The 20178-nt window shown below is 72.0% G+C and carries 13 protein-coding genes; 6 read left to right on the forward strand and 7 right to left on the reverse strand.

Annotation, left to right across the window (positions count from 1 at the left end):
* Positions 1–3 precede the first annotated feature (3 nt).
* Positions 4–1149: a sensor histidine kinase gene (locus ABD333_RS39650; RefSeq protein ID WP_344547770.1), complete on the forward strand. Its 1146-nt coding sequence runs from the start codon at positions 4–6 to the stop codon at positions 1147–1149.
* Positions 1146–1763, forward strand: coding sequence for a response regulator (locus ABD333_RS39655; protein WP_344547771.1), 618 nt, complete (start codon positions 1146–1148; stop codon positions 1761–1763). The genes ABD333_RS39650 and ABD333_RS39655 overlap by 4 nt, the downstream gene beginning before the upstream one ends.
* Positions 1764–1779: 16 nt before the next feature.
* Here the strand turns inward: ABD333_RS39655 and ABD333_RS39660 are convergent, their stop codons facing one another.
* From ABD333_RS39660 to ABD333_RS39675, 4 genes are all read right to left on the reverse strand, one after another.
* Positions 1780–2274, reverse strand: a complete 495-nt coding sequence (locus ABD333_RS39660) for a GNAT family N-acetyltransferase (protein ID WP_344547772.1) — start codon at positions 2272–2274, stop codon at positions 1780–1782.
* A gap of 21 nt (positions 2275–2295) precedes the next feature.
* Positions 2296–2706, reverse strand: a complete 411-nt coding sequence (locus ABD333_RS39665) for a hypothetical protein (protein WP_344547773.1) — start codon at positions 2704–2706, stop codon at positions 2296–2298.
* A gap of 83 nt (positions 2707–2789) precedes the next feature.
* Positions 2790–7784 carry an SAV_2336 N-terminal domain-related protein gene (locus tag ABD333_RS39670; RefSeq protein ID WP_344547774.1) on the reverse strand — a complete coding sequence of 1665 codons (4995 nt, stop codon included), beginning with the start codon at positions 7782–7784 and terminating at the stop codon, positions 2790–2792.
* Between the two features lie 2 nt (positions 7785–7786).
* The gene (locus ABD333_RS39675) at positions 7787–9484 is read right to left on the reverse strand and encodes a VMAP-C domain-containing protein (RefSeq protein WP_344547775.1); all 1698 of its coding nucleotides are present in this window, start codon (positions 9482–9484) and stop codon (positions 7787–7789) included.
* A gap of 314 nt (positions 9485–9798) precedes the next feature.
* On the opposite strand from ABD333_RS39675, the gene ABD333_RS39680 reads away from it, so the two are divergent.
* The 3 genes from ABD333_RS39680 (at position 9799) to ABD333_RS39690 (ending at position 14076) form a co-directional block, all read left to right on the forward strand.
* Positions 9799–11085 (forward strand): lipase family protein, encoded by a 1287-nt coding sequence (locus ABD333_RS39680; protein WP_344547776.1) that lies wholly within the window; start codon positions 9799–9801, stop codon positions 11083–11085.
* Between the two features lie 284 nt (positions 11086–11369).
* Positions 11370–12317 carry an acyl-CoA desaturase gene (locus ABD333_RS39685; RefSeq protein ID WP_344547777.1) on the forward strand — a complete coding sequence of 316 codons (948 nt, stop codon included), beginning with the start codon at positions 11370–11372 and terminating at the stop codon, positions 12315–12317.
* A 10-nt stretch (positions 12318–12327) separates the two neighbouring features.
* On the forward strand, positions 12328–14076 hold the full coding sequence (locus ABD333_RS39690) for a fatty acyl-AMP ligase (RefSeq protein WP_344547778.1): 1749 nt from the start codon (positions 12328–12330) through the stop codon (positions 14074–14076).
* A 119-nt stretch (positions 14077–14195) separates the two neighbouring features.
* Here ABD333_RS39690 and ABD333_RS39695 read toward each other — a convergent pair whose 3' ends face one another.
* Entirely contained in the window at positions 14196–16898 is a 2703-nt protein-coding gene (locus ABD333_RS39695) for an ATP-binding protein (RefSeq protein WP_344547779.1), read from the reverse strand.
* A gap of 55 nt (positions 16899–16953) precedes the next feature.
* Positions 16954–17964: a zinc-binding dehydrogenase gene (locus ABD333_RS39700; protein WP_344547780.1), complete on the reverse strand. Its 1011-nt coding sequence runs from the start codon at positions 17962–17964 to the stop codon at positions 16954–16956.
* Between the two features lie 148 nt (positions 17965–18112).
* On the opposite strand from ABD333_RS39700, the gene ABD333_RS39705 reads away from it, so the two are divergent.
* Positions 18113–19492 carry an MFS transporter gene (locus ABD333_RS39705; RefSeq protein WP_344547781.1) on the forward strand — a complete coding sequence of 460 codons (1380 nt, stop codon included), beginning with the start codon at positions 18113–18115 and terminating at the stop codon, positions 19490–19492.
* Positions 19493–19605: 113 nt separating this feature from the next.
* Here ABD333_RS39705 and ABD333_RS39710 read toward each other — a convergent pair whose 3' ends face one another.
* Positions 19606–20028 carry a DoxX family protein gene (locus tag ABD333_RS39710; protein ID WP_344547782.1) on the reverse strand — a complete coding sequence of 141 codons (423 nt, stop codon included), beginning with the start codon at positions 20026–20028 and terminating at the stop codon, positions 19606–19608.
* Between the last annotated feature and the right edge of the window lie 150 nt (positions 20029–20178).

The raw sequence follows: 20178 nt of genomic DNA on the forward strand, positions 1-20178 counted from the left end.
GGCATGCAGCGGCCCGACGACCAGTACTGGATCCACCGCTGGAACGACATCTCCTGGATGCTCCTGGGCCTGACGCCCATGTTCATCGCGGGGCTGGGCGACCAGGGTGCGATCAGGTACTGGTCGCTGGGGCTGCCGCTCGCGCTCGCCGCCGCCTACGCGCTCGCCGTCCGGTTCCCGAGCCGGCGGACCGCGTTCCTGTACGTGCTGATCGCCGGCCTCGGGGCGCTGTCCTATCTGCGTACGGGCGGCGCGGCGCTGTTCATCGTGTCGATCCCGCACTTCTGGATCTTCGCCGGAGGGCCGCGCCGGTCGATCCTGTTCAGCGGTGCCGCCGCCCTGGCCACCGCCGCCGGCGGCATCCTGCGCAACGGCGACCCCGCCACGGGCAACGTGATCGTCACGCTGCTCGCCTTCGTGGCCAGCGTCGTGCTCGGACTGTCGATGCTCAAGATCATCGAACGGAGCGAGGAGCGGGCCGGGCGGCTGAGCGCGGAGCTGGAGACCACCCAGCGCGAACTCCTGGAGGCGCACCGCCGCCAAGGCGCCGTCCTCGAACGCGAACGGCTCGCCCGCGAGATCCACGACACCCTCGCGCAGGGCTTCGCGTCCATCGTCGTGCTCGCCGAAGCGGCCCGTTCCGGCATCGCCACCGATCCCGACCGCAGTGCCCAGCAACTGCTGTCGATCGAGCAGACCGCCCGCGAGAACCTCGCCGAGGCGCGCGTCCTGGTCGGCTCCGCGCCCCAGAGCGGCATCGCCCCGGGCTCGGTCGCCCGTACGCTGCGCCGCACGCTCGACCGGTTCGCCGAGGACACCGGGCTCACCGTCACCGCCGACCTGCCCGACATCGACTGCGACCAGCAGACCCGCATCGCCCTGCTGCGCTGCACCCAGGAGTCGCTGGCCAACGTCCGCAAGCACGCCGCCGCGACCACGGTCGGCGCCGTCCTCACCCGCCATCCCCACGCCGTCGAGCTGGAGATCACCGACGACGGCCGCGGCTTCGCCGTCGCGGAGTCGCGCGGTTTCGGACTCGACGGCATGCGCCGGCGCCTGGCCGAGCTCGGCGGCGAGCTCACCGTCACCAGTTCCCCCGGCGACGGCACCCGCGTCCTCGCCATGATCCCCACGAACGGTGCCCCATGACCCGCATCATCCTGGCCGACGACCACACCGTGATGCGCGCCGGTGTCGCCGCGCTGCTGGCCGCCGAGCCGTCCATCGAGATCGTCGGTGAGGCGGGCAACGGCCGCGAGGCCGTCGACCTGGTCGAGCGCCTAGCCCCCGACGTGGCGCTCCTCGACCTGCGGATGCCCGTCCTCGACGGCGTCGCCGCCACCGCCGAGATCGTCAAGACCGCCACCCGCGTGCTCATCCTCACCACCTACGACACCGACACCGAGATCGAGCGCGCGGTCGAGGCCGGTGCCATCGGCTACCTGCTCAAGGACACCACCCGCGAGCAGCTCGTCGCCGCCGTCCACGCCGCCGCCCGCGGCGAGACCGTCCTGGCGCCGCGCGTCGCCGAGAAGCTCGTGGCCCGCATGCGCCAGCCGCCCCCGGTGGCCCTCACCGCGCGGGAGCTCGACGTCCTGAACGCGGTCGCCGACGGCCTGTCCAACGCCGACATCGGCAGGCGCCTGGTGATCGCCGAAGCGACCGTCAAGACGCATCTGCTCCGCGTCTTCGCCAAGCTGGACGTCAGCGACCGCACCCACGCCGTCGTGGTGGCCATCGAAAGGGGACTGCTGACCCGGTGACACCGCCGCGTCCGCGTCACCTGACCCGCTCCTCCGTCCTGAACGTGCGGAAGCCACGCCGGTGGTAGTTGGGCAGGGCGTTCGGATGGTCCAGTGACGAGGTGTGCAGCCACACCCTGCGCACGCCGGGCTTGACCTGCCAGGCCTGCCGCACTCCCAAGGTCAGCGCGTGGCCGCCCAGCCCCTTGCCGACGAAGTCGGGCAGCAGCCCGAAGGACACGATCTCCACCTCGTCACCGGGATGGGGGTCGTAGGTGACGATCCCGGCCGCCTCGCCCTCGTACGCCAGCAGCCGGAACACGCGGCCGGGGTGGCCGGCGAACCAGGCCCTCCACTCCTCCTCGGTCCGCCGCGCGCTCTTCCATCCGTACGGCGCACCGATCCGGGCCAGCACGTCCGGGATCAGCGGCGAACCATGGTCGAGCGGCTCCAGGGTGAGCCCGGGCACGGGCGCCGCCGGAACAAGCTGGTCTTCGCCGGTCATCTCGACGTAGGTCACGGTCTCCTGCACATGACCGAGCCTAAGGGCCGCCTAGTAGGACAGCCTGACCACCACCTTGCGCGCCTTATGGTCCCGCAGCCAGCGGAGGCTGAAGCAGGTGCCACGCGGGGGAACGTAGTTGGTGAGGACCGCGGTGCGTCCGGCCTGGACGGGCTTCCACGCGCCGAGCGGCACCCCGTTGCACCTGATCGCCCGCACCCTCAGCGACCAGTACCCCAGCGGACGTGCCTTGACCGCGATGCGCTGCCGGCCGCTGGCCATCACGCGCTTCGGCGCGACCACCTGCTTCGCCCGTGACAGCTTGACGACGAAGGTGGCCTCCGGCTTCGGCTTCGGCTTGCCGACGGCCTCGGCGGCCGACACCGGCGCGGTCACCGAGCCCACGAGGCCCAGGCTCAACGTCCCGGCCACCGCCACTCCGACGAGCCGTTTGGTGTTCATCAGAACTCCTCCTTCCGCGCCGGGTCGCGCGCCCGGCGCACCGGACGAGTACATCTGCGCGGCGTCTCGGCGGTATCTCCGGACTATCTCCGGTCATCCGCCGGTGAGGGTGGCAGCGCGGCGTAGAAGTGCTCGGCGGCCTGCGTGATGCCCCGTCCCGGTGATCCCGGCGGCACCTCGGCCGCGAGCCCGGGATCGATCAGCGAGTCGGCGGGGGAGTCGAGGGCGAGCTCCAGCCGGGTGCCGAACCGGTCCCGCACGTCCGGGTCGAACTGCGACCAGCCGGTGGCCGAGGCGACCACGTGAACGCCCGATCGCCAGCCGTGCTCGACGATGTGGTGCAGGGCCTGGACGGCCTCCGGGGCCAGCGACCGGACCAGCTCGGCCCACTCGTCGACGACGAGGACGATTCTCGATGCGCCGTCGGTGTCGTTCTGGGCGAGGTGCCGGTCGATCTCCCTGATCCACAAGATCGAACGGCCGGGATCGTCCGGGCCTATCGAACGCACCTGCGGGAGCGGTGCCAGGCCGGCGAGCTGATCGAAGAGGATGAACCGCACGGAATGCTCGGTGTTGGTCAAGGTGAGCGACCGGACGAAAGTCACGAGCAAGGTCGACTTACCGCTGCCCGTGGAGCCGACTATCGCGACGTTGCCCCTCGGGCCCTGGAGATCGAAAGTGAGGGGATCCTGCCGGTGATGAAGCGGCCGATCCACGACACCGATGACGGCATGAGGCGTACCCTGCGACGGGAACGATCGGGGAAGCAGGTCGTCCAGGATCGGGGGCTCTCTCAACGGTGAGAGCAGGATCTGGCGAACGGGAACGCTGCGCTGGGGGACGGGCTTCCCTTCGGCGAGCACGAAGGGCACCGGTGGTTCGTCGGCGACCTGCAGCAGCCCCCGTCCGCCGGATGAGATCGGGATTTCGACACGGTACGAGAGCCGACCTTCGAGGAGACGCAGGGCCCTGGCGGACGCGTGGTGCGAGGTCAGCAGCACGTGGATGCGGAGATCGCGATCGGCTCGCAGGAGCTCCAGGATGAGGTCGGTGAACTCGGGCTTGCGGTTCGTCAGCTCAGTGAAGTTCTCCAGGACGATCAGCAGGTGCGACCGCGGCACGGTGTCTTCCTGACGCTGGACCAGCTCGCCGAGCAACGCGTCGTGGAGACGGCTGATGCTCCGGTCGGCCTCGCTGGGGAGCGGTGTCACTGGAGCGGCCGCGACGTGCGGCAGCCCGTCCAGTCCGGGGAACGAGGTGCCGCCGTGTCCGTCGGCCGTCAGTACGGCGAAGTCGTTGGCGTTGTAGAGCGCCGCGAGCCCCCGGACGAGGGTGCGCACCAGCTCGCCGCGTTCGCCGCCGACGGCCAGGCCGTGCTGGGACACGTCCAGCCACACGGGTTCACCCCGTGCGTCGACGCCGATCGGGCTTTCCAGGCGCTCTGAGCGTGGTCGCCGTCTGGTGATGAGCTCGGTCAGCTGTGGTCTGGCATGTCCGGCGTCCGGTTCCGGGCGTCCGGGAGCGGCCTGTGACAGCGCTTCGCTGATCTCGGGGTCCTGCACCGCGCGGTCGAGGACGGAGAGCATGTGCATGCGTGCGACCGGGTCGTTCGCCGACTGCTCGGCGTTCCACTTGAGGAACTCCGGGTCCGCCTGGACGATGTCGGCGAGCAGCGCGTTCACGATCCGCTGAGGGAGCTCGCCGCCTGGCGGATACGCGCAGCTCAACCAGTGAGCGATCGCCTGGTGCGAACGCGTCAGCCCGGGAAGCCGGCGTAGCATCGCGACCATGTGATCATCGTGGGCCGACCTCCACAGCACGCCGAGGGCGACGACCTTGTCGAGCAGCCGCGGAGCGATCGGCTCAGGGCAGCCGAAGCGCCAGAAGTCGCGTTCGCGATCGAGTTCGGACCGGGTGGGGCCGGTCGCGAGGGCCGCCTTGAGCGCGGCGAGATGAACGGTGAGCACCCGGCCATAGGCGCGCGAGCTCAGATCCGGTCGAACGATCTCGCGTGGCCGGGGCAAGCCGAGTGCGATGCAGAAAGCCGTCATCGCGCCGTCGAACGCAGCCTCGCGGACTTCGGGCGTCCGCTTCAGGTCGGACAGGTGTATCACCCGATCGTGAGCGTTGACATCGGCTCTGCCCGGCTGTGCCGACTCGCTGACGAGCAGAAGCCTGGCGCGCTCGGGGTCTTCGGGTCCGAAGCGGTCCAGATCACTGACATCGGCCGGCAGCCCGTCCAGCTCGACGATCGTCAGGAGCGGCCCGTTGGTGTCGCCCGTGACGGTGTTCGTGCCGTCCGTCACGTGGCGCACGTTCCAGCCCTCGGCTCGCATTCGGGCCGCGAGCTCGACGGCGAGCCTGGTCTTGCCCGTCCCGCGCCGACCGGTGATCTTGGCTGACGACCGCTCGGCGGGGCTCTGGCACCAGCCGATCAGCTCGGCCAGCTCGTGTTCGCGGCCGCGGAACGGGACCACTCGGCGTTCCGGCCGCAGCAGGCTCGTCGATGGTCCAGGCACGGCGGTACGGTCGCCGATGGTCATGCTGGGCAGGACGGCCAGGGCGCGCAGCCCGCGGCTCTCCAGCACGGGGCCTGCCGGGGTGCCCGTGATCGGATCCCAGATCCTGAGGCTGAAACCGTCCATCGAGGCGATGAGCGGACGCCCGTCGGGGCCGGTGAAGGCGACGATGGCCAGGACCATGTCCCGATGGCCGGTGAGCGGCGGCCCGAGGGGGCGGCGTTCGAGGGGATCCCAGAGCTGGACGCCACTGCCGCGGGCGGACGCGAGCAGGGGGCGGCCATGGGCCGTGAGCGCGGCGATGGCCGTCACCGCGCCCTTGCCTCGGGTGAGCGGTGCGCGGGCCTGCGAGCCGCCGAAGTCGTACCAGAGCCGGATCGCCCCGTCGCGGTGCCCCGCCGCCAGGATCGTGCGCTGGCCCGGTCCGGTGAACGTCGCCAGGGCCAGCACCGCGTTGCCGGGCGGGCCCTGGTTGGGCAGGAGGGTCCCGGCACTGGCGTCGGAGTCGGGGTCCCAGACCTGCACGATGCCGTCGTCGCCGCCCGTGGCCAGGCGGGGACGCCCGTCCGGACCCGGGAAGGCGGTCATCGCGCGGATCGCCTGGGTGTGCGCGTGGAATCCGGTGCGCACCTGGGCGCCCGTCGACGCGCTCCAGAACCGTACGACTCCGTCGGACCCACCGCTGGCGATCACGTCGTGGCCGGCGATGTCGCGGAACGTCGTCAGGGCCGACACCCGGTCGGTGTCCTGGAGCGCGAAGCGGAGGGTACGGCGTTCGGCGGTGAGCTCGGTAACGCACAGGGCCAGGTCGGCGTGGCCGCTGATCAGTAGCGGTTTCTCGGGGAGCGTCGTGAGCGCGTGGACCGGCCCGGCGGACTTCCACCTCGCCACGGTCTCGTTGGTGGACGGGTCCCAGATCCGCAGGTCGTCGGCGCCGATAGCGAAGAGGGGCCACGCGGAGGCGGTTCGCGTGGTCTTCCGCGTTACCTCGGAGGCCGGAGCGGTGGCGGGCTCGGCCGGGCTTGTGCGGACGGGGATGGCGGTGTGGTTGAGGAAGCGCAGTGCCTCGGGGCTGACGAGGGCGAACGGGCGGTCGGCGAGGGCACGGGTGCCGTCGGCGGCGGGCATGACGGCGCGGAAGACCTCGGCGGTGGAGCCCATGCGCGACGAGATCTCGGCGGAGACCTCGGCCAGGACTTCGGCCGTGGCGAGGGACTCGGGACGGGGGAGGGTCGCGAGGAGGGCCTCGCGGGCGCCCGGAACGAAGTCGTACACGCCCCGCTCGGCGTCCACCGGCTGGAGCAGGCCGCTGAGCATGACCTCGGCCAGGTCGCCGGGCCGGGAGGCGGGTACGAGGCGTTGCTGGATCAGCCGCATCACGGGCAGCGCGGGAACGGAGACCGCGACGTGCGCGGCGAGTTCGGCGGCGGTGGGAGAGGCCGCCGCGTAGAAGCGGGCGACCCGCTCCTCGATCGGCAGTTCCCGTTCGCGCCGGGGCGGCGCGGCGGCGGGCCGGGGTTCCCTGGTCACATACGTGATCGCGGTCGGCCGGCCCGCGCTTCCCGAGGCGGTGACCAGCTGGGCCCAGTCGGCCAGCCACTCGGGCCTGATCTCCAGGACGGGGATCGGGACGGCGTGCTTCGGGGGCCTGCCGCCCCCGTACGGGACGAAGCTCAGAGCGGTGTTGGGAGCGCCGGGATGCGGCGACGTGGCGAGGCCGGGGACCACCGGCGCGGCGCTGCGGCGCCAGAGGCGTTCGACCAGCGGCTGGAGGATGGCGGTCGGGCCGTGCGCGGCCCAGAGGTGGAGCGCGGGGCCGACGTGGCCGTTCCACCAGTTCGGGCCCGAGCAGTCGCTGACGACGAGTACGGCCCGCCGGCCCGTGGGGTCGACGAGGGCCGCGGGCGGGCTCAGCGGGCCGCCGGGGTACGGGCGGACGCCGGTCCGGCCGAGATGCCAGACGCGGACGTCGCGGAACGCGCCGAGGCGGATCAGCAGGTCGCGGAGCTCCCGGATCAGGGGACGCCAGATCCGCATGGACGGAGCGGAGTCGACGACCAGCGCGAGGCTCAGCCACCGTTCGCGGGCGGGGTCCATGACCGGGACCCAGTTCGAGGGATGGTCGGCGATGCGCGCGGCCGTGGCGTCCTCGTTGATGACCCGGTGGCGAGGCGACGGGACGCGGCGTTTGAGCGGGCGCAGCGCGCGTTGCAGGGCCAGAGGGTGGCGGAGCATGGGCGCGGTCGGGACGAAGACGTCCTTTCCGTCGCCCCCGGGCTCTTCTTGCGGGGCGGGCAGGGGAGTGTGCAGCGCGTGCTGCTCGGCGGCGGGGGCCGGAGCGGTGGGAGGCTCGGATGGTTCGGTCTGCGGCGGCCGGAGGGGTGGTGGCTGCTCGGGCGGAGCCTCGTTGGGCGTGGCGGGCAGGGGCGGGACGGCCGGAGGCTCCGGCGCTGGGAGGTGACACGCCAGCCAGAGCATCTCGGACAGGTCGCGCGGGGTGAGTCGCGTGTCGTCTCCGGCGACGGCGTCGAGCACTTCTCTGAGGCGGTCGACGGACACGCTCAGGTCTCCCTCATGGCGAGCGGGGGATCGGGGTTGCGGGCGGGGTCGTCCCAGAAGAGGGCGAGGCCGTTGCCGCAGTGGTCGGCGTTCCCCGGCGGGACCCGGGCCTGCTTGCGCAGCTTCATCACCAGCGTCGGGAGCTCGTCGGGATGGGCCTTGTCGATGATGGTGGTGAGCTCGGTCAGAAAACGCTCGCCGGCGCACTCGCCCGAGTCGCACGCGCACGGGTGCCGGCGCCACAACATCACCGGGATGCCGACGCTGAGGGCGGCCGACAGCCAGTCGGCGTTGGGACTGGAGGCGTAGACGAGCGCGCACGATTCCTCGCTCGCGTCTAGCCAGTCGTAGAACTCGTCATAGCCGTAGCCGAGCCGGCAGGCCACGGGATCGGGACGGGTGGAGCCGCGCTCGCGCAGGACGCGCCAGCGGCGCCGGGTCAGGTCGGTCGCGAGCAGCGGGCGCAGGCGCTCCACGTGCCGGACGACGAGCGGGACCGAACGCATCGGGCGTGGACGCGCGGCACCCGCCTCCTTGATGGACCACTCCTCGAAGGGCTCGTTCAGCAGCTGCTCGGGCACCACGAACTCGATCATCCAGTCGCGGTCGCGGCCCAGGACCGACCGCATCAGCGCCGGCAGGGCCTTCTCCACGTGCGGGCGGATCTGGTTCCTGCGGACGTTCACGCGTTCGGTGGGGCGTCCCGGCACCCCCTCGACGAGCGTGGACAGCGTCAGCTCGTACGGTCCGCGCGTCATCGTCTCCAGCCGCACGATGATCGAGGTCTGGGGTGCCGTCGCGGGCGGCGCCGTGGCGGGGCCAGGGAAACGCTCGCGAATCCAGGCGTTGAGCTTGGTCAGAACGTGCTCGCCGGTGAGGTGTTCGGCCACGACGACCAGGAAGCGCGACAGCCGGTCCTCACCCGGCACGCACTCGCCCACATACCGCACGGCGTCCCACAGCGAGCGGAACGTGGCGGGCGGACGCAGGAACGCCGGGAACGCGAGCCTGAAGAGCGCGGCAGGCGGCTCGGAGGTCTCGGCGTCCGCCAGGAGAGTTCGCAGTTCGGTCCGGGGTCCGGCGGGCAGCCAGTCGTGCGGCAGCAGGTCGTCGAGCGGCTCCCAGTGGCGGCGCACGGTCTCCAGAGGCAGCATCCGGCCGATCGCACCTTCGTGATGGCCGTGCAGCTCGGCGTCGGTGACCATGCCCACGACCTGGCCGGTGCGCGGGTCGTACACCCCGGCGCCGCTGAACCCCTGGCCCAACCGCCGCGGATGGCCGCTGCCGACGTCGACCTCCAGCCACTCGCGCCGCAGCGTGCGGTCGGGGCTGGTGCGCAGCGTCACGTGCGTCCCGTCGCGTTCGTGACCGCGCGGGAAACCCTGGGCGCGCAGCTCGGGCAGGTCGCGGAGCGCGTCCAGGGGCGCGGGCAGGCACGGCGCGACCGGCGCGGGCTCGGGCAGCCGGAGCACCGCGACGTCACCGGTGTCGCCCTCGGCCTTCCACGCGCCGCGGAACTCGACGACGGCGCGTTGCGGGTGCTCGTGCGAATCGGGAAAGGCCACCCAGAGCTCGTCGCGGCCGGCCACGACATGGGCGCAGGTCAGAACGTGGCGAGGGCTGATGAGCGTGCCCGCGCCGAGCACCGCGCCCCGTTCGCCCGCCGCGTCGATCCGGGCCCTCCACCGCATGCCGTTCATGCCCACCCCTTGCGCCGGATGTGAGCAAATCTAACAAGACCGGTGCCTGCCGCCCACGCTCGCGAGCCTTCTTGACCGGCGCCGCGAACCGGCCCGGCGATTGTCATCAGACCAGCGGTTTCGGCGCGACTTGTGAATTGAGTGCTAATGGACGGTGCCGAAGTGTGCGATGACTTCATTACCGGCGGAACGTCCATGGGAGACAGTCGTCAGCGTTCACTTTCCGGAACGCTGCCGAGTCCGCCTGGCTGAGGACGCCCAGCCGATGAAGAGCCCAGGTGGGCGGGCAGCTCGTCCCCACCCCTGGAGTGGTGATGAAACTCAGAGCCTCGCTCACCGCGATGGCGGCCGGTACCGCCATGGTGGGCGCGTCGCTGGCCGCCGTGCCGCAGGCGTTCGCCGCGCCGACCGGCTGCACCGCGTCCGAAGCCGACATCTACAAGCCCCCCGCCACGGTGACCGGCAACCCGGGCGACATCATCGCCTGCCGTCCCACCACGCTGACCTACATCCCCAACCTGCCCAAGCTGCACGCGTGGAAGGTGCAGTACGTCACCACCGACGCGAAGGGCGCCAAGGTCGCCGCGTCCGGACTGGTCGCGGTCCCCGACGCCGCCTGGACGGGCGGCGGCTCCCGTCCCGTCATCAACTACGCGCCCTTCACCCACGGTTCGGGTCCGCAATGCTCGCTGTCCAAGCAGGTGACCACCGGATTCAACGACGCGTACGAGGCGCCCAACCTTTCGGCGTTCATCAACAAGGGCTGGGCGCTGGCCGCCGCCGACGGCGTCGGCTACCTCGACGGGCAGACGCACTACTACGTCAACGGGCTGGCCAACGGCCGCGCCACCCTCGACGTGGTGCGCGCCGCCCGGCAGCTCCCGGCAGAGGTCCCCGGCGGCAAGGTCTCCGCGGACGCCAAGGTGGGCGTCCACGGGTACTCCGAGGGCGGCAACACCTCGCTGTGGGCGGCCCAGCTGGCCGCCTCGTACGCGCCCGACGTGAAGGTGGTCGGCTCCGCCTCCGGCGGTGTGCCGGGCGACCTGAAGATCACCGCGAAGTTCCTCAACGGCGGGCCGTTCGCCGGGTTCATGGCCGACGCGCTGGTGGGCTTCAAGTTCCAGTACCCGGAGATGCCGTTCGACGAGCTGATGAACGACGCCGGGCGCAAGGCCATCAAGGACGTCCAGACCAACTGCCTGATCGGCACGCTGGCGGCCTTCGCCTTCCAGAAGGTCGAGAACTTCTCCACGCAGAAGCTCACCCTTGACCAGATCTACCAGCTCAAGGGGCCGGGCGGCGTGACCTGGGGACAGGTCGTCGACAGCCTCAAGCTCGGCGTCGACATCGGCCCCGCCGGCTCCGGCGCCAAGTGGAAGATCGGCTTCCCGGTGTTCCAGTACCGCGGCTGGTTCGAAGAGATCATTCCGCACGAGACCACGGACACGACACGCGCCGCCTACTGCAAGGCGGGCATCCCCACCCAGTGGAACAACACCTACGCGGCCGATCACGCCCTCGGCATCTGGGCCGCCACGGGTGACGTCGTGAACTTCATGAACGACCGGTTCACCGGCAAGCCGTTCAAGGGCAACTGCTGACGGACCAAAGGCGACAGGTGATGGCCTCCCCGGGCGCGCGGGAGGCCATCACCTTCGCGCCTCCTGACAACGCGGCCCGCCGGGAAGTTGCTTTGTTGACAAAAACGAGCCCCGGCGCAGGAGCCGGTCCCGGCCGTTGTCAATCGACTGCGAATTTCTTTCACCAAATGGCGATCCCAGCATAAAGAGCCGGAGCGGGATCGTCCGTACGGTCTTGGCCACGTGGCGGAACCGATCACCCCTGCACCTCTGCACCTCTGCTCATCTGTCAAAAGGAGCCCCACATGACTGCCGGCGTCGCCGAGCTCGGCAACAAGGCCCCTCTGCCGGACATCTCCCCCAAGACCGTTCCCTTGGTGGAGCGCGTCAGCGTGGTCTTCTTCGTGGTCGGACCGGTCGTCGCCCTGCTGGCCGCGGTGCCGTTCTTCTGGGGCTGGGGGATCGGCTGGACCGACGTGGCGATCTTCGCGGCCCTCTACCCGTTCAACGCGCTCGGGATCACCGTCGGGTACCACCGGCTGTTCACGCACAAGTCGTTCAAGGCCAAGCGCTGGCTGCGCATCGTGCTGGCGATCCTGGGCGGCCAGGCGTGGCAGGGCTCGGTGATCTTCTGGGTCGCCGACCACCGCCGGCACCACAAGTACGCCGACCAGGAGGGCGACCCGCACTCGCCCTGGGCCTTCGGCCCCGGCGTGTGGGGGCTGACCAAGGGACTCTTCCACGCCCACATGGGCTGGCTGTTCCGCAAGCACCGGACCTCCCGGAGCAAGTACGCGCCCGACCTGCTCGCGGACAAGGACCTGGTCCTGCTCGGCCGCAACGACGTGTACGTGCTGATCGCGGCCAGCACCATCCTGATCCCGATGGGGCTCGGCGCGCTGCTCACGTGGTCGTGGCACGGCGCGGTCACCGCGTTCTTCTGGGCGGGCCTGCTGCGCGTCTTCGCCGGCGACCACATCACGTTCTCGATCAACTCCATCTGCCATGTCTTCGGCAAGGAGCACTTCCAGACCCGGGACCGCTCCCGCAACGTCTGGTGGCTGGCCATCCCCTCGTTCGGCGAGTCCTGGCACAACCTCCACCACGCCGACCCCACGTCGGCGCGGCACGGCGTCCTGAAGGGCCAGATCGACATCAGCGCCCGGGTGATCTGGCTGTTCGAGAAGTTCGGCTGGGCCTGGGACGTCCGCTGGCCGGACGAGGAGCGCCTGGCCGTGAAGAGGATTTCTTGAGGAGGAAAGTGTGAAGGACCTCGACCGCACCCCCCTGATCGAACGGCTCGGCCGCTGGGCCGAGAAGTACCCCGACGACCGGGCCTACACGTTCGTCGACTACGCCGTGGACGTCGACGGCGTCGAGACCGAGATGACGTGGGGAGAGCTGGACCGCAGGGCCCGCGCGGTGGCCGCGACGATCCGCGCGGCGGCGATCGAGCCCGGCGAGCGGGTGGCGATCCTCGCCCCGCAGAACCTCAACTACGTCATCGCCCTGCTGGGCGCGATGTACGCGAGGGTCATCGGGGTGCCGCTGTTCTCACCCGACCTGCCCGGCCACGCCGAACGGCTGCTGGCGGTCGCCCGCGACGCCGAGCCGACCGGCGTGCTGACGACCAACGAGGCGCTGCCGCACGTCACCGCGTTCTTCGGCCAGTACCCCGAGCTGAAGCCCCGCGAGACCGTCCTGGTCGACGAGGTCGAGGACTCCCTGGAGTGGACGCCCGAGCCGATCGACCCCGACGACATCGCGTACCTGCAGTACACCTCCGGCTCGACCCGGACGCCCGCCGGCGTCATCGTCACGCACGGCAACCTGGCCGTGAACGCCGAGCAGTGCTGGGGCACCTTCGACGGCGTCCCGCGCCGCTCGTCGGGCGCGACGTGGCTGCCGCTGTTCCACGACATGGGCCTGGTGACGGCGGTCGGCCTGCCGCTGGCGTACGCGAGCCCGGCCCACCTCATGGACCCGGTCGCGTTCATCATGCGGCCCGCGCGCTGGCTGGAGCTGCTCTCGCGGTTGGAGGAGGGCTTCACCTGCTCGCCGAACTTCGCCTACGAGTACCTCACCGCGCAGGTCACCCCGGAGGAGAAGGCCAAGCTCGACCTCAGCGGCGTGCAGGTCTTCATGAACGGCGCCGAGCCGATCCGGCCGCACACGCTGGAGGGCTTCCTGGAGGCGTTCCGTGAGTGCGGGCTGCGTCCCGAGGTGCAGGTGCCGGCGTACGGCCTGGCCGAGGCGACGGTGTACGTCGCGTCGTCCTCGCGGTACGAGCTGCCGGTGATGACGAGCTTCGACCGCGACAAGCTGTCGGCGGGCGAGGCCGTGGTGGTACCGGGCGACGCCGAGCGCGCCGCCGTGCACGTCGGCTGCGGCCAGCCGTACGGGCAGGAGGTGCTGATCGTCGACCCGAAGACGTCCATCGCCCACCGCGACGGGCTGGTCGGCGAGATCTGGATCCACGGGCCGAACGTGACCGCCGGATACTGGGGACGGCCCGAGGCCACCGCCGAGACGTTCGGCGCCCGGCTCGCCCGGCCCGTCGAAGGGCTCCCGGAGGGGCCGTGGCTGCGCACCGGCGACCTCGGTGTCATGCACGGGGGCCAGCTGTACGTCACCGGCCGGATCAAGGATCTGGTCATCGTCGACGGCCGCAACCACTACCCGCAGGACATCGAGTACACGACGTACAGCGCCGACGAGGCCATCCGCAACGAGTACGTGGCGGCCTTCTCGGTCGACACCGGCGAGGGCGAGGGCCTGGTCATCGTGGCCGAGCGCAACCGGCGCGTGCCGATCCGGCGGCTGGACGTCGAGGCGGTGGAACGCGCCGTACGGGCCGCCGTCAAGAACGGCCACGACGTGCGGGTGCACGACTTCGTGCTGATCGAGACGGGTGCCCTGCCCCGGACCACCAGCGCCAAGATCGCTCGTGCGGCCTGCCGCAAGGCCTACCTCGACGGGACCCTCCAGGTGACCGTCGTTCCCACGGAGTGATTCCCGCGCGGTGACCGCGACTACCGCGGTGACCGCGCGGCACGGTTTCCCGCTGCCGCCGGTGCCCACCCCCGGCGGCGGCGGGTGTCCACGTCCGGGCGGCGGTCGGGCGGCGGTGGTCAGGCCGCCGTCAGGGCCTCCAGGCGCGCGAGTTCGCCGCGCGATGAGACGCCGAGCTTCGGGTAGGCGTTGTAGAGGTGATAGCCGACCGTCCGCGGGCTGAGGAAGAGCTGTGCCCCGATGTCGCGGTTGGTGAGGCCCGTGGCGGCGAGGCGTACGACCTGGAGCTCCTGCGGGGTCAGCAGGCTCAGCCTGTCGGCGATGCCCGGCGTGCCGCGCGCCGGCCGGGTCTCGCCCGTCGCGCGCAGCTCGCCGCGTGCGCGCTCCGCCCAGGGCGCCGCGCCGAGCCGTTCGAAGGCGTCCAACGCCGAACGCAGCGGCATGCGGGCGTCGCCGCGCCGGCCTGAGCGGCGCAGCCATTCGCCGTAGAGCAGCTCGGTCCGGGCGCGCTCGAACGCGCGGCCGCAGTTCTGGTGGAGCTCCACGGCGCGGGCGTAGAGGGCACCGGCCTCGTCCTCGGGGGCGAGGAGCGCACGGGAACGGAGCGCGACCGCCTCGGCCCAGGCGGTTCCCGTCGCGTGCGCCCACGCCTCGAACAGCTCCAGGGCGGCGGCGCCGCGTTCGGGCCTGCCCGCCCGTGCGGCGGCCTCGACATGGTCGGGCAGCGTGTAGAGCCCGGCGATGTCGTGCAGCGCGACGCCCGCGCCCAGCTCCTCGCGGTGCCGGAGCGCGTCGTCGTGGCGGCCGAGCCCGAGGTCGAGCAGGGCGAGCGCGCTCGCCGACCACACCTCGTCGGCGGCCAGGTCCCGGGCCGCCGCTTCGTCGCCCTCGACCGCTCCCAGCACGGCGAGGATGCCGCGCACATCGTCGGCGTAGTAGCTCTGACCGGTGTCCTGGGCGATCCGCAGCGCCTCGGTGGCCGACGCCCGCGCGTCCTGGTGGGCGCCGCGGAACAGCCGTACACGGGCGAGGGTGCGGAGGGTCTCCGGCAGGACCCCGACGGCGCCCTGCTCGCGGCAGTCGGCGACCAGCGCGGTGGACAGGTCGTCGGCCAGCCGGAGGTCGCCGGTCAGCACGGCCCACTCGATCGCGCACGCCCGTTCCATCAGGTCGAGCCCGGCGAGCGCCGCGCCGCCGTCCGCCAGCAGGCGGCGCAGCGGGGGAACGCCGGACGCCGGGTCGCCCGCCGCCAGGTCGGCCATCGCGATCGCGGCGTCGAGGAACGGGCCGACCTCCGAGCGCGGCTCCAGGCGCAGCCCGCGGATGCGCGCCGCCGTCTCCTGCGTGGCGGCGGCGTCGCCGGTCGCGTAGATCACGCCCATCGCGTCGAACAACATGAACGCGGCCTTGCGCGGCGCCTGCCCGGCCGCGCCCAGCGCTCCCTCGACGAGCAGCGCGTGCGCGGTCTTGGGCAGGCCGCGCACGTAGGTGTCCAGCGCCCGCACCTGGGCCAGCTCCGCCCGCATCAGCGGCTCGGTCACATGCGAACCGGCCAGGCCCGCGAACTCGGCGGCCCGGTGCAGCTGCCCGGCGTCGGCGGCGGCCCGGGCGGCCAGGGCCAGCCGCCGCAGCCGGTGGGGCGTCTCGACGCTGAGCTGGGCCGCGCGGTCGTACGCGGCGGCGACGGCGGCGTATCCGCCGCGGGCCCGCGCGAACTCGGCGGTCTCCTCCAGAACGGACGCCACGTACTCGTCGGGCTCGCTGGTGGCGGCGGCGAGGTGCCACGCGCGCCGGTCGATGTTGCCGACGCAGGGCAGCGCGTCGGCGAGGGCACGATGCGCGGCGAGCCGGGTGCCGACCGGGACGCTTTGGTACGCGGCGGCCCGGATCAGGGGATGCCGGAACGCCAGCCGCCCCTCCGCCAGCCGGACGAGGTCCCTGCGTTCGGCGGGTTCGAGGTCCTCGATCCGCGCGCCGAGCCGCGACGCCGCGGCGATCACGGGCGTGAGGTCGCCGGTGCCCTCGGCGGCGGCGACCGCCAGCACGGTCCGGGTCGGCTCGGGGAGCGCCGCGATGCGTTCGGCGAAGGTCTGCTGGATGCGCGTGTGGGGCAGCGCGCCGAGATACTCGCCGATCCGGCCCTCGCGTTGCGCGGCCGGAAGCTCGCGCAGCGCCAGCGGATTGCCCCGGGCCTCGCCCATGATCTGGTCGCGGACATAGCGCGGCAGGTCACCGGCGTGCTCGGCCAGCAGCTCGGCCGCCGCCGCCGCGTCCAGCCCGGTGAGCCTCAGCTCGTCGAGGCCGGGCGCCGGGAACGGAGGCGCATGCACGTCACGGGCCGCGAAGACCAGCACCACGCCCTCGGCGTTCAGCCGCCGCGCGGCGAACAGCAGCGCGTCCGCCGACGCCGGGTCGAGCCAGTGCGCGTCGTCCAGCAGCACCAGGAGCGGGCGTTCCTCGGCGAGGTCGCCCAGCAGCGTCAGCACGGCCAGCCCGATCAGGAACCGGTCGGCACCGGACTCGGCGAGCCCGAGCGCCCCGTTCAGCGCGTGCGCCTGGCGCTCGGGCAGCTTGCCTACCCGGTCGGTGACCCGGCTCAGCAGCAGGCTGAGCCCGGCGAACGGAAGGTCGCTCTCGGCCTCGACACCGACGGCCCGGAGCACCTGGAACTCCGGGGCGGCGGCATCGGCTAGGTGGCCGAGCAAGGTCGACTTGCCGATGCCCGCCTCGCCCCGGACGACCACGGCGGTGCTGCGCCCGTCACGGGCGCCGGCCAGCATCCGGTCGAACTGGGCGATCTCGTCGGCTCTGCCATGCAGCATGGTCAGGAGCGTACGCCCTGAATGACCTGACCGGATCAGGCGCCGGACCTAGGCCTTACGGCCGAGGCCCTACGGCCGGGGAGTCCGGGACCAGGACCACCTTGCCGACCGTGCCCCGGCCGAGCAGCTCGGTGTGCGCCCGTGCCGCCTCCCGTAGCGGGAAGCTCTGCACGGCCGGAACGAGCCGTCCCGCCGCGGCCTCGGCCAGGGCCTTCTCCTGCATGGCCCGGAGGCCGCCCGGCACGTTCACCAGCCGGGTTCCCAGCGCGACGGTGACCTCGGCCATCTTGTCGAACAGATCCCTGGTGGTCAGCTCGGTCATCGTCCCGGAGGACCAGCCGAACAGCAGCATCCGGCCGCCGAACCCGAGCAGCTCGAACGCCTCGCGTCCCGCCGTTCCGCCGACCCCGTCGTAGACCAGCGTCACGGCCCGCCCGCCGAGCGCGTCCTCGACCTCCTTGGACCAGCCGGGCACGCTGTAGTCGACCGCCACGTCCGCGCCCGCCGCCCGCACTCGTTCGACCTTGGCCGTCCCGCCCGCGACGCCGGCGACCGTGGCCCCCGCAGCCTTCGCCGCCTGGACGAGCAGCAGCCCGATCCCGCCCGCCGCCGCTGTGACCAGCACCACGTCGTCACGTGTCACCGCGCCGATGTGGTGGATGGCCAGCGCCGTCCGTCCCGTGCCCACCATCGCCACGGCCGTCCCGAAGTCCAGGCTGTCCGGGATCTCGAAAAGCGCATCGGCCTCGCGCACCGCGAGCTCGGCGTAACCGGCGTTGACCAGCCCGAGATGGGTGACGACCCGCCTGCCCAGCCAGCTCTCGTTCACACCCTCGCCGACCTGGTCGACGATCCCGGCGACCTCGCGGCCCGGGGTGACGGGAAGATCGGGCAGCGGGAAGGGCAACCCGTCGGCGTCACCGGCCTGCACCGCCGTGTCCAGCAGGTGGACCCCGGCGGCCCGGACGGCGATCCGCACCTGGCCGGGGCCCGCCACCGGGTCGTCGACCTCTTCGTACCGCAGGTTCTCGGCCGGGCCGAACTCGTGCAGTCGGATGGCACGCATGTCGATCACTCCCTTCGTTCGATGCCCTCACGCTAGGAATGTCGATCACCCGCTCGCCTCCGTCAGGTGACTGGGGTCGGCCCGGTCGGCCCCGACCCGGTCACGCGACAGAGGCGACCCGGACACGCCGGTTCCTAGCGTCACCGCCATGAACAAGAACCTCTCCCTTGAAGCCCTCGAAGCCCCTGGCACCCCGGCCCCGCCCATGCGCTGGGCGCCCGTGATGGTGACCGCGCTCGCCATGCTGATGGTCACCCTCGAACTGAGCCTCTCCTCGGTCACCCTGCCCGCCATCGGATCGGAACTGGACGTCGGATCCGCCGCGACCAAGTGGGTGATCCTGGCGTACGCGCTGCCCACGGCCGCGCTGGCGATCCCGCTCGGCCGCTGGGTCGACCACGCCGACGCCCGGAAGGTCTTCCTATACGCGGTGACGGGCGTCGCGATCTCCAGCGTGCTGGCGGCGGCGGCCCCGACGTTCTGGCTGCTCGTGGTCGCCCGCGTCCTCCAGGGAGTCCTCGGAGCCGCCGTCGCGGCCGTCTACATGCCGATCGTCGCCGCGTCCGTGCCGCCCGAACGGCGCGGCCGTGCCCTCGGCTACGTCGCGACGGTCATGCCTCTCGGCGCGATGGCGGGCACGTCGATCGGCGGCTTCGTCGCCGACGGCCTGGGCTGGCGGCCCGTTCTCCTCCTCAAGCTGCCGATCCTGGTGGTGGTTCTCTGGCTCGGCTACCGGGTCCTCCCGCGCGGTGAAGGCGCCCTGCCGCGGCCCGACCGCGCGCTGTACAGCGACACGCTGATCCTCGGCGGAGCCGTGACGGCGCTGCTTCTGGCCTTCGACCGGGTCGAGGCCGACGCGTTCGCCCTCGCCGCGGTCCTCGCCGTCATCGCGATCGGACTGGGCGTCTGGTGGACGCGCCTTCCGAGCTCCCGTCCGATCCTCACCCTGTCCCGGCGTCCCGCGTTCGGCCTGCCACTGCTGGGTCTTCTGCTTCTGGCCTCCTACATCGGGCTGACGCTCTTCCTCCTGCCGTTCTACGTGTCGGACGTCGTGGACGGCGGCCCGTCGATGATGGGTCTCGCGCTGATGTTCTTCGTCGGCGCCTTCGCGGCGGGCTCACCGATCAGCGGCAACCTCGCCGACAGGTTCCCGGTCCGGCTGGTCGCCACCGCCGGCGCCGCGTTGAGCCTGGCCGGAACGCTGCTGACCCTGACCCTGGGCCCGGACGCCGGGGTCGTGGACCTGGCCTGGCGCCTGGCTCTGATCGGCCTGGGGCAGAGCCTGTTCAACGTGCCCAACAACACCGCGATCCTGGCCGCGACCCCGCCGGACATGGTCGGTGCGGGCAGCGGCGTGAGCATGACCGTCCGGACCCTGGCGTTCACGGTCGGCCCGTCCCTGGCGGCGCTCGCCTACACGCTGGGCGGATCCGGGGCCGGCGGGTTCCGCGCCGGTGTGATCCTCATCGCCGTCCTCCAGGCCGCGGGCCTTCTGGCGGCCGTGGCCGCCCGCCCCGCGCGGTCATGAACGGCCGGCGGTCCGGACGAACGAACACGACGGACAACCCGTGCGCCTCCGTGGGCACGGGTTGTCCGTCGACTTCGTTCGTACGGGCATTCGTTCGTTCGGGCATCCGGTCCTCAGCGTCCGGTGACGCGGCGCACCAGGTCACGGGTCTCGGTGCGGCGCTTCCAGGCGATGACCGCGAAGATGACGCCCATCACCGCGGGCAGGACGGCCAGCTCGGGCGCGTCCAGCGCGGTGCACTGGGCGATGATCGCACCGGTCATCACGCCGATCAGCCCGGTCGCGGCGGCGCCGGCGAGGCGCGGGACCAGCAGTCCGATGCCGCCCGCCAGCTCGACGGCGCCGGTGACGTACATGAACCAGTCACCCCAGCCGATCTTGGTGAAGGTCTCCACCGCGTCCTTCTGGCCGGCGAACTTCGGCGACGCCGAGGCGATGACGAGGAACAGGCCGAGGACGATCTGGAAGCCCCACAGCACCCGGTGCACGGTGCGGCGGTCGGTGGCGGGGGCGGCGGTGGTGGCGTGGGCGGCCATGGTGGTGTTTCCCTTCGTGACGAGCGGTGCTCCAGCTGCATCCGTTGTGTCTCGTCGGGATAGACCGGCCCCTCATCGCGGACTCATCGCGATCCGGGGAATTTTTTCGAAGAACTTTCCCGGGCTCCCGCGGCCGGGAAGGGCGGCGGC

This window comes from Actinomadura fulvescens (genome assembly GCF_039533225.1).
Classification (GTDB): Bacteria; Actinomycetota; Actinomycetes; order Streptosporangiales; family Streptosporangiaceae; genus Spirillospora; species Spirillospora fulvescens.

Bases quoted from the DNA above. Each gene is read 5' to 3' on its own strand.
- ABD333_RS39685 (WP_344547777.1), top strand. From the start codon at position 11,370: ATGACTGCCGGCGTCGCCGAGCTCGGCAACAAGGCCCCTCTGCCGGAC.
- ABD333_RS39700 (WP_344547780.1), bottom strand. From the start codon at position 17,964: ATGCGTGCCATCCGACTGCACGAGTTCGGCCCGGCCGAGAACCTGCGG.
- ABD333_RS39650 (WP_344547770.1), top strand. From the start codon at position 4: ATGCAGCGGCCCGACGACCAGTACTGGATCCACCGCTGGAACGACATC.
- ABD333_RS39695 (WP_344547779.1), bottom strand. From the start codon at position 16,898: ATGCTGCATGGCAGAGCCGACGAGATCGCCCAGTTCGACCGGATGCTG.
- ABD333_RS39675 (WP_344547775.1), bottom strand. From the start codon at position 9,484: ATGAACGGCATGCGGTGGAGGGCCCGGATCGACGCGGCGGGCGAACGG.
- ABD333_RS39710 (WP_344547782.1), bottom strand. From the start codon at position 20,028: ATGGCCGCCCACGCCACCACCGCCGCCCCCGCCACCGACCGCCGCACC.
- ABD333_RS39665 (WP_344547773.1), bottom strand. From the start codon at position 2,706: ATGAACACCAAACGGCTCGTCGGAGTGGCGGTGGCCGGGACGTTGAGC.
- ABD333_RS39705 (WP_344547781.1), top strand. From the start codon at position 18,113: ATGAACAAGAACCTCTCCCTTGAAGCCCTCGAAGCCCCTGGCACCCCG.
- ABD333_RS39655 (WP_344547771.1), top strand. From the start codon at position 1,146: ATGACCCGCATCATCCTGGCCGACGACCACACCGTGATGCGCGCCGGT.
- ABD333_RS39680 (WP_344547776.1), top strand. From the start codon at position 9,799: ATGAAACTCAGAGCCTCGCTCACCGCGATGGCGGCCGGTACCGCCATG.